Here is an 8645-nt window from a genome sequence, read left to right on the forward strand (position 1 = left end):
GGCGGCTGTAAAGCCTGTGGAGCCGCCGCGCCCTGCTCAGCCCGCGCCCAAGGCGGCTCCGTTCGTGTTCGATTTCGACGATGCGCCTGTGGAGCGTCCCGCATCCCGGACGGCGGCGTCTGCAGTTCCTTCCGGAGAGGCCGCGTTCGATTTCGGAATTCTGGAAGAAAAGCCCGCCCGGCCCGCGCCGGCTTCTGCTGCCGCGCCACTGGATGGCTACACGCCGCTGCCGCTGGATATTCTGGACGATGCAGAGCCTGTCGCCGCTGTGCCGCCCGCGGCTCCGGCGGCGGTAAAGCCTGCGGAGCCGCCGCGCTCCGCGGAGCCTGTGCCCAAGGCGGCGCCTTTTGTATTTGATTTCGACGATGCGCCTGTGGAACGCCCTGCGTCCCGGCCTGGGCAGCCGGGGTCCACGGCCAGTCCCTTGTATTCCGCGGCGGATGCGCCGACGGTGGCGTTTACGCCTGCCGCGCTGCAGGCGGACGCTCCCACGACGGCGTTCACACCGGTGAAGTCGGATGCGCCCGCGCCTGCCGCGGCCCCGCAGCCCGCGCCGCCCAAAATGGCGGCCCAGCCGGCGCCCGCGGCCCGTGCCGCACGTATGGCAAAGGAAAAAGACATCGGTGCGGCTGTATTCAGCGCTTTGGTGGCGGATGATGACGTGCCGCCCGCGCCGGCCGTTCCGCCTGCATCCGGCGGGGAGGAGCTGCGTCCCTCGGGGTGGCCGGCGGCGACGCCGCGCCCTGCAAACGCCCCGCGCACGCCACGGCCTATCAACTGGCATGCGCCCGTATCCCCGACCCAGCGTCCTGCACCTGCGCCTGCCCGGCCTGCACCGCCGCCGGCGCAGGAGCCGCAGCCCCCGGCAGCGGAGACGCCGTTGGATTTTGATTTTGAGGGCGCGCAGCCCTTTGACCTGTTCGACGATGTTCCGCAGAGCGGATACACCGCCCCGCAGGAAGCGGATCCGGCATTCCCGGACCTGTATGACCGGGACCCGGAGGAGGCAGAGCCTGCGCCCCGCGCTCCGCAGCGGCGTACCCGGACGGGCGGCGGTTCAGGTTCCGGCGGCGGCCGTCCGCCGCGCAGGAGTACCGGCACGGCCCGGCGCGGAATACCGAACAAAACGATTTTTGCCTGGGCGGGCATCGTGCTCATCGCGCTGCTCATCATCCTTTACTTTGTGTTCTTTGGCGGGAAGGACGGAGACGTGGCGCCCGGGATCTCTGGCTCCGTACCGTCCAGCACATCCCAGCCGGCAGACAGCACGCCGCCGGACGCATCCTCCGCGGCCCCGGTGGAAACCATCCCGCGGGACGAGTGGTATATGGTGCTGGCCAACCGCAGCAGCGTGCTGCCCGGTGATTTCACGGTGGCCGAGACGGCGACCGTGGGAGAGGCTGTAATAGACGCGCGCATCGCGGAGGCTCTGCGGCAGATGGTGAACGATGCGGCCGCCACCGGCGTCAAACTGAAGCCCACCAACGGCTACCGCAGCATCGCGCGCCAGCAGGAGCTTTGGGACGCCCGTGTCAAAACCCTGATGGAGGGCGGCCTTTCCCAGGCGGATGCAGAGACAAAGGCCATCGACTACACCTCTGCGCCCGGTACGTCGGACCACAATACGGGCCTGGGCTTGGACATCGTTTCGGAAGACCACCCGGCAAAGGACGCGGGCTTCGCGGAGACAGCAGCGGCCCAGTGGCTGGCCGAGCATGCGGCGGATTACGGCTTTATTCTGCGTTATCCGTCGGACAAGACCGAGGCGACAGGCATGGATTACGAGCCCTGGCATTACCGTTATGTTGGTTCCGAGCAGGCGCATAAAATCAAGGAAAGCGGCTTGTGCCTTGAGGAATATCTGGCACAGTAAAGCAGAAACGGAAACGTTGTGGCCCGCCCCGCGGAAATGCGGGGCGGGCTTTTTGTGCCTGCACAGGGTATGAATAAAATGTAAAATCCGCGGCGGCGGCGCGGCGCGGGGTTGAAATCGTGCCCGCGTGTGCTATACTGAAAAAGTTCCGACCGACCGGTCGGTCGGAATTCGTCCCTGCCGGGGAGCAGGAGGAGAATCCGCGTCCGCGCGTATTTTGGAGGGAAGACATGCTTCCGCAATTCAGTGTAAGAAAACCCTATACCGTGCTGGTGGCGGTAGTGCTGGTGCTTGTGCTGGGCGTTATCTCGTTTACGGGCATGACGACAGACCTTTTGCCGGCCATGGAGCTGCCGTATGTCGTGGTAATGACAACGTATCCCGGCGCAAGCCCGGAGAAAATCGAAACAACGGTGACAAAGCCGTTGGAAGCGGTGCTGGGGACGACGGGCGGCATTAAGAACGTCAGCTCGGTTTCCAGCGAAAACGCCAGCATCGTTATCCTGGAATTTGAACAGGGAACGAACATGGATTCCGCTATGATCGAGCTTTCGTCCAATGTGGACCTCGTTTCGGGCCAGATGGACGATGCAGTGGGGACCCCCATGCTGATGAAGATCAGCCCTGATATGCTGCCCGTGATGGTGGCCAGCGTGGATATGGACGGCATGGACGTGAAAGAGATATCCGCCTTTGCGGACGAAACCGTTATGCCGGCCTTTGAGCGCATCGACGGCGTTGCGAGCGTAGATGCCACAGGCCTTGTGGAGCAGCAGGTGACCGTAACGCTCGACCAGGTGAAGATCGACGCGCTGAACGATAAGGTCCTTGCCGGCGTGGATTCCGGTCTGGCGGACGCACAGCGCGAGCTGCGTGAGGGACAGGCCAAGGTGGCGGACGGCAAGGCGAAGCTGGCCGAGGGCGAAGCCGCGCTGGAAAGCCAAAAAGGCTCTGCGCTGGACAAGCTGGCCCAGGGCAGCGCCCAGGTGGACGGCGCCTCCGCCACGCTTTCCGCGCTGCTGAGCGAGGAGACCACGCTTACAGCCAACCAGAAGGCGTTCGAGGCCGAAAGAGACGGCTATACCCAGGCAAAGCAGGGGTATGAAGGCATCAATACGGCTCTGGCGGGGGCGCGGGACACCGCTCGTCAGGCTGCTGCGGCTGCTGCGAAGCAGGGAGTGCTGGACAGCGTGAACGCCCTGCTGGCACAGATGGGCCGGCCCGCTGTGGGCACTTATGAGGAAGCCGCCGCCGTTTACGCGCAACTCCAGCAGACTCAGCCGGGCCTGCCTGCCCTGCCGGACCCTGCGGTGGTGGGAGAACAGGCCGCCGCCGCCGTTCCAGCCAACGTGGACGCGCTTCTGGCTCTGGACGACGCGTCTTTTGAAGCCTTCAAGGCGCAGGCGGGCGCACTGCCCGGCGGCGAACAGCTTGCCGCGCTGACAAAGGAAAGCCTGACGCAGCTGCGCGATGCGGCGTTGAGGGCGGACACGCGTCTGCCCGAGGTGGAGGCGGAGCTTTCCAACATTACCACGCGCCTCGCTGTAATTTCCGGCATGAAGCCTGCGCTGGAGGAAAACCTGAAAAAGGCACAGGATGCCTATGCCGAGCTGGAAAAGGGCAAGATGACGGCGGTAAACGAGCTCACTAGGGGTGAAGTGACGCTGAGTACCACAAAAACACAGCTGGAAGATGCGGAACAGAAGCTTGCGGACGCGCAGGAGCAGTTCGATCAGGCGCGGGATGCGGCCTATAAAAAGGCCGATCTGTCCGGCATGCTGACGGCGGACATGCTGGGCAACATCCTGATGGCCCAGAACTTCAACATGCCCGCGGGCTATATCACCGAAGGTGAGGAGCAGTATCTTGTCAAGGTGGGCGAGGAGTACGCCTCTCTGGAGGAGCTGGAAAACACGCTGCTGATGCACATGGATGTGGACGGCGTGGGCGATGTGCGCCTGTCCGATGTGGCGGATATCGCTCTGACGGACAACGCGGGCGAAAGCTATGCCAAGGTGAACGGCAACGACGGCGTGGTGCTGTCGTTCCAGAAGCAGAGCACGGCGTCCACGGCCACGGTGAGCCAGCGCATCAACAGCGCCATCGCACAGCTGCAGGAGCAGAACCCGGGCCTGCACATCACGCCGCTGATGGATCAGGGCGACTACATCGACATGGTGGTGGGCAGCGTCCTTTCCAATCTGCTGTGGGGCGGCCTGCTGGCCATCATCGTGCTGATCTTTTTCCTCAAGGACGCAAAGCCCACATTTATTGTGGCGTGCAGCATCCCGTTCAGCCTGATGTGTGCCATCACGCTGATGTATTTCACAGATGTGACGCTGAACATCATCTCGCTGTCGGGCCTTGCGCTGGGCGTGGGCATGCTGGTGGACAACAGCATTGTTGTCATCGAAAATATTTATCGTCTGCGTTCTCTGGGCGTGCCTGCCTCCAAGGCGGCCATCCAGGGGGCGAAGCAGGTGTCCGGCGCTATTTTTGCCTCCACGCTCACCACCATATGTGTGTTCCTGCCCATTGTGTTCACGCAGGGCATTTCCCGCGAGCTGTTCACGGATATGGGCCTGACCATTGCCTATTCGCTGCTGGCCAGCCTGGTGGTAGCCCTGACGCTGGTGCCCGCCATGGGTGCCGCCGTGCTGAAAAACACCAAAGAGAAAAGCCACAGGTGGTTCGACGCCTTTGTGGAGGGATACCAGAGGCTGCTGGGTTGGGCGCTGCGGCACAAAGCGCCGGTGCTGTCGGGCGTGACGGCGCTGCTGGCCATCAGCATTTTCCTGACAACGCAGATGGGCACAGCCTTCATCCCGGCGATGGACAGCCCGCAGATGTCGGCCACACTGACGATGCCCAGGGGCGCGGCGCAGCAGGATGCCTATGCCATGGCGGATACCGTCATGGAGCGCATCGCGGCCGTGGATGGTGTGGAGACCGTAGGCGCGATGTCCGGCGGCAGCGGTATGTCCTCGATGATGGGCGGCTCGTCCTCCGGCGGCAGCATCACTTATTATATCCTGCTGTCTGACGACCGCACCGCCACCAATGCCGACGTTTCCGCTGCCATTGAAGCGCAGGTGGCGGACCTGGACTGCACCGTGGAGGTGCAGGAATCCACGATGGATATGTCCGCTCTGGGCGGCAGCGGTGTGGAGCTTGTCATCACCGGGCGCGGCCTGGACGAAATGAACGCCATCGCGGATGACCTGCGCGGTATTCTGCGCAGTACAGAAGGCCTTGTGGATATCTCGGAAAATTCGGTCACGGGAAACCCGGAGACACGCATCACAGTGGACAAATACAAAGCGATGCAGCACGGGCTGACCGTGGCGCAGATATACAGTGAGCTTGCCGCCGAGCTGAAGGCCGAGAACACGGCCACCACGCTGACGCTGGACGGCACGGATACGCCCGTGGTCGTGGTGAAGCCGGCAGGACAGGCGCCCACGCGGGGCAACATCATGGATCACGCGTTCACGGTGACGAACGCGGAGGGCGAGGAGGAGACCGTCCGTCTGTACGACATCGCGGCAAAGCAGGAGACCGACAGCGTTTCCTCCATCAACCGGGAAAACGGCGCGCGCACCATGAGCGTGAGCGCGGGCGTGGACGCCCGGCACAACATCGGCCTCGTGAGCCGCGAGCTGGAAAAAAAGCTTGCGGATTACGAGCTGCCCGAAGGCTATACCGTTGAGATCGCGGGCGAAAATGAAACCATCAACAGCGCCATGACGGACCTTGTCAAAATGATCGCGCTGGCTGTTGTGTTCATTTATCTCATCATGGTGGCTCAATTCCAAAGCCTGATGAGCCCGTTTATCGTGATGTTCACGATCCCGCTGGCATTTACGGGCGGCCTGCTTGCGCTGTGGCTCACAGGCAGCGAGCTTTCCATCATTGCTATGCTGGGCTTCCTTGTTCTGGCGGGCGTGGTGGTAAACAACGGAATCGTGTTCGTAGACAACATCAACCAGCTGCGGCTGGCGGGCATGGACCGCACGGAGGCCATTCTGGAAACGGGCCGCACGCGCATCCGCCCGGTGCTGATGACCGCGCTCACCACCATTTTGGCCATGTCCACGATGGCGCTTGGCATTGGCGACGGCGCGGAGATGACACAGCCCATGGCCATCGTTACCATCGGCGGCCTCACGTACGCCACGCTGCTGACGCTGCTGGTCGTGCCCGTACTGTATGATATCTTCCGCAAAAAGCCGCTGTATGACCCGGAACTGGACGATGCGGCGGCAGACGCGGCGAAGGAACTGCCGCAGCCCGCGGCAGGCTGAGGAGGGATTCGTTATGGCGAAAAACGCGGAAAAGGAGACCGCTCTGTACGAGGCGGTGTTCCGGCTGCTGGCCCGGGGCGAAAAAATGTACAGCGTAACGGTGCAGCAGATCGCGGAGGAGGCCGGCATCGGAAAGGGAACGGTATATGAATATTTCACCTCGCGGGAGGAAATCATATCAAAAGCGATGGCCTACCGCCTTCGCGGGGAGGCGGACGCGCTCTCCGAGCGGGTAGACAAAGCGGAAGGCTTTGAGCAGAAACTGGACACACTGCTGTGCTTTGCGCGGGATTCCGTACAGGCGCAGGCCTCCGGCATGAAGGTGCTGTTCGCCAGTGCGCGCACGCTGGAATCTCCCGAGGCCGTGTGCCGCCACATTGGAGATGCACAGGTGGTGGAGCAGCTTCGCGCAATGATCGCGTGCATTGTGGAGAGCGGTGTGCGGGAAGGGCTGCTGCGCCAACCGCCCAGTGAAGCGTATGCGCTGATGGCGCTTGCGGGCGCGGTGTTCGGGTATGCCAATTTGCAGCATATTCTGCCGGGCCAGGATGACGCCGCGCTGCGGGAGGACGCCAGACAAATGGTGCGCCGTGCGCTGTCATAGCGAAAAGCATGGTGCAAGATCCTGCGGAAAACAAACAATTTAGCCAAAGAAACAAACAGATACCTGTGCAGCTTGTACAATGCTCCGAAATCAGGACGGGCAGATTGAATTTTTTGACTTATTATGGTATAATTTCCCAAAAGGGGGTTGCTTTGAGATGAACGAGAAAAAACCTGTATCGAATGTTTGTTATCAAATCGCGGCGAAAAACGGCCGCGTGCTTGAAGTTGCCGATTTCAACACTGCCAGCGGCGCTGCCGTGCAGCTCTGGGACAATGTGAAGGAAGACAGCCAGATCTGGCTGCTTGTGGAAGTGGCCGAGGGCCTTTACAAGCTGGAGAATAAGCTGACGGGCAAGGTGCTCGACGTGATCAACGCCGGTTCCCAGAACGGCGCATGGCTGCACCAGTGGGATTATATCGGCAAGGACAACCAGCTCTGGACGCTGGAGCCGGCGGCGGACGGCCGCTGGAAGGTGCGCTCCAAGCTGTCTGGCCGGGTGCTGGATATCGTGGGCATGAGCCAGGAAAACGGCGCGCGCCTGCAGATATGGGATGATGTGGATGGCGAAAACCAGGCCTGGAAATTTACGGAAGTAAAAGCGGCGAAAAAGCCGGCGGCCAAAAAGGCTGCCGCGAAGAGAGCGGCGGCGGAAAAAGACGGGCCTGCCAAGGCGGAAAAGACGCCTGCAAAACGCGGCCGTAAACCCGCTGTGAAAAAGGCGGAGGAGGCAAAAGCCGGGGCGCCCGCAAAGGCGTCCGAAGCGCCCAAAGCGGCGGCGCCTGCAAAGAAAGCAGCGCCGGAAAAAAAGCCGGAACCGGCAAAGAAAGCAGAACCGGCGAAAAAAGCCGAGCCGGTTCCTGCGCCTGAGAAGGGGAAACCCACGGCCGGGAAGTCTGCGCCGAAGAAAAATAAAAGACGGCTTACGGCACGTTCGGGAGCCGAAGCATGGAAAACCAAAAATGCCGGAAAGCGCTGAAAAATGCGCAACCGGGAGAAAACACGGCCCCGGCTGCGGCAGTTGCCCGCAGCCGGGGCTTTTTTGCGCAAAACAGCCCTTGACGGAGCGCGGCGGGGGAGGTATGCTAAGAACCGTGCCTGCGGCGCGTCTTGCTGCGGCGGGCTGGAAAGGATGGAACAAAATGGCAAAACAGATCACTGCAATTATCGTGGGCGCGGGACACCGCGCACTGCTTTACAGTACCTATGCGCTGGAAAATCCACAGGCGCTCAAGATCGTCGGCGTGGCCGACCCGGACCCCATCCGCCGCAGAAAAACGGCGGAGATGCACGGGTTTGGAGAGGATATGTGCTTTGAAAGCGCCGAGGCGCTGGCGGAGCGCCCCAGGCTGGCCGATGCCGTCATCAACGGCACCATGGATACCCAGCATGTAAAAACCGCCGTCCCGCTGCTGCGCCGGGGCTACGACATGCTTCTGGAAAAGCCCTTCGCCGTCAATGAGGACGAGATGTGGGAGCTGCAGCGTGTCGTCGGCGAGACCGGCCGCAGGGTGATGATCTGCCACGTACTGCGCTACGCGCCGTTCTATGTGGCCGTGAAGGAGCGCCTGCTGGCCGGGGAGATCGGCGATATCATCAACATCCAGGCCACCGAGCACGTCAGCTATCATCACCTGGCGGTGTCCTATATCCGCGGCAAATGGGGCAACGAGGAAAAGTGCGGCGCGCCCATGCTGCTGGCCAAATGCTGCCACGACATGGATCTCATCATGTGGCTGAAAAGCGGTGTCGCCCCCCGGCAGGTCGCCAGCTTCGGCAGCGACTTTCAGTTCGACCCGGCCAAGAAGCCCGCAGGCGCGGGCAAGCGGTGCCTGGTGGACTGCGGCATCGAGGAAAACTGCCT

The 8645-nt window shown here is 62.2% G+C and carries 5 protein-coding genes; all 5 read left to right on the forward strand.

Annotated features, from left to right (window positions below):
- The coding region (locus tag TQ39_RS19140) for a M15 family metallopeptidase (RefSeq protein WP_050006720.1) at positions 1-1873 on the forward strand (1873 nt) is incomplete at its 5' end.
- A gap of 230 nt (positions 1874-2103) precedes the next feature.
- The gene (locus tag TQ39_RS19145) at positions 2104-6177 is read left to right on the forward strand and encodes an efflux RND transporter permease subunit (RefSeq protein ID WP_050006721.1); all 4074 of its coding nucleotides are present in this window, start codon (positions 2104-2106) and stop codon (positions 6175-6177) included.
- 13 nt (positions 6178-6190) lie between these two features.
- On the forward strand, positions 6191-6781 hold the full coding sequence (locus TQ39_RS19150; protein ID WP_050006722.1) for a TetR family transcriptional regulator: 591 nt from the start codon (positions 6191-6193) through the stop codon (positions 6779-6781).
- A gap of 157 nt (positions 6782-6938) precedes the next feature.
- Positions 6939-7760 carry an RICIN domain-containing protein gene (locus tag TQ39_RS19155; RefSeq protein ID WP_050006723.1) on the forward strand — a complete coding sequence of 274 codons (822 nt, stop codon included), beginning with the start codon at positions 6939-6941 and terminating at the stop codon, positions 7758-7760.
- 163 nt (positions 7761-7923) lie between these two features.
- A partial coding sequence (locus TQ39_RS19160; RefSeq protein ID WP_167541558.1) for a Gfo/Idh/MocA family protein occupies positions 7924-8645 on the forward strand: 722 nt, incomplete at its 3' end.

This window comes from Ruthenibacterium lactatiformans (assembly GCF_000949455.1).
GTDB lineage: Bacteria > Bacillota > Clostridia > Oscillospirales > Ruminococcaceae > Ruthenibacterium > Ruthenibacterium lactatiformans.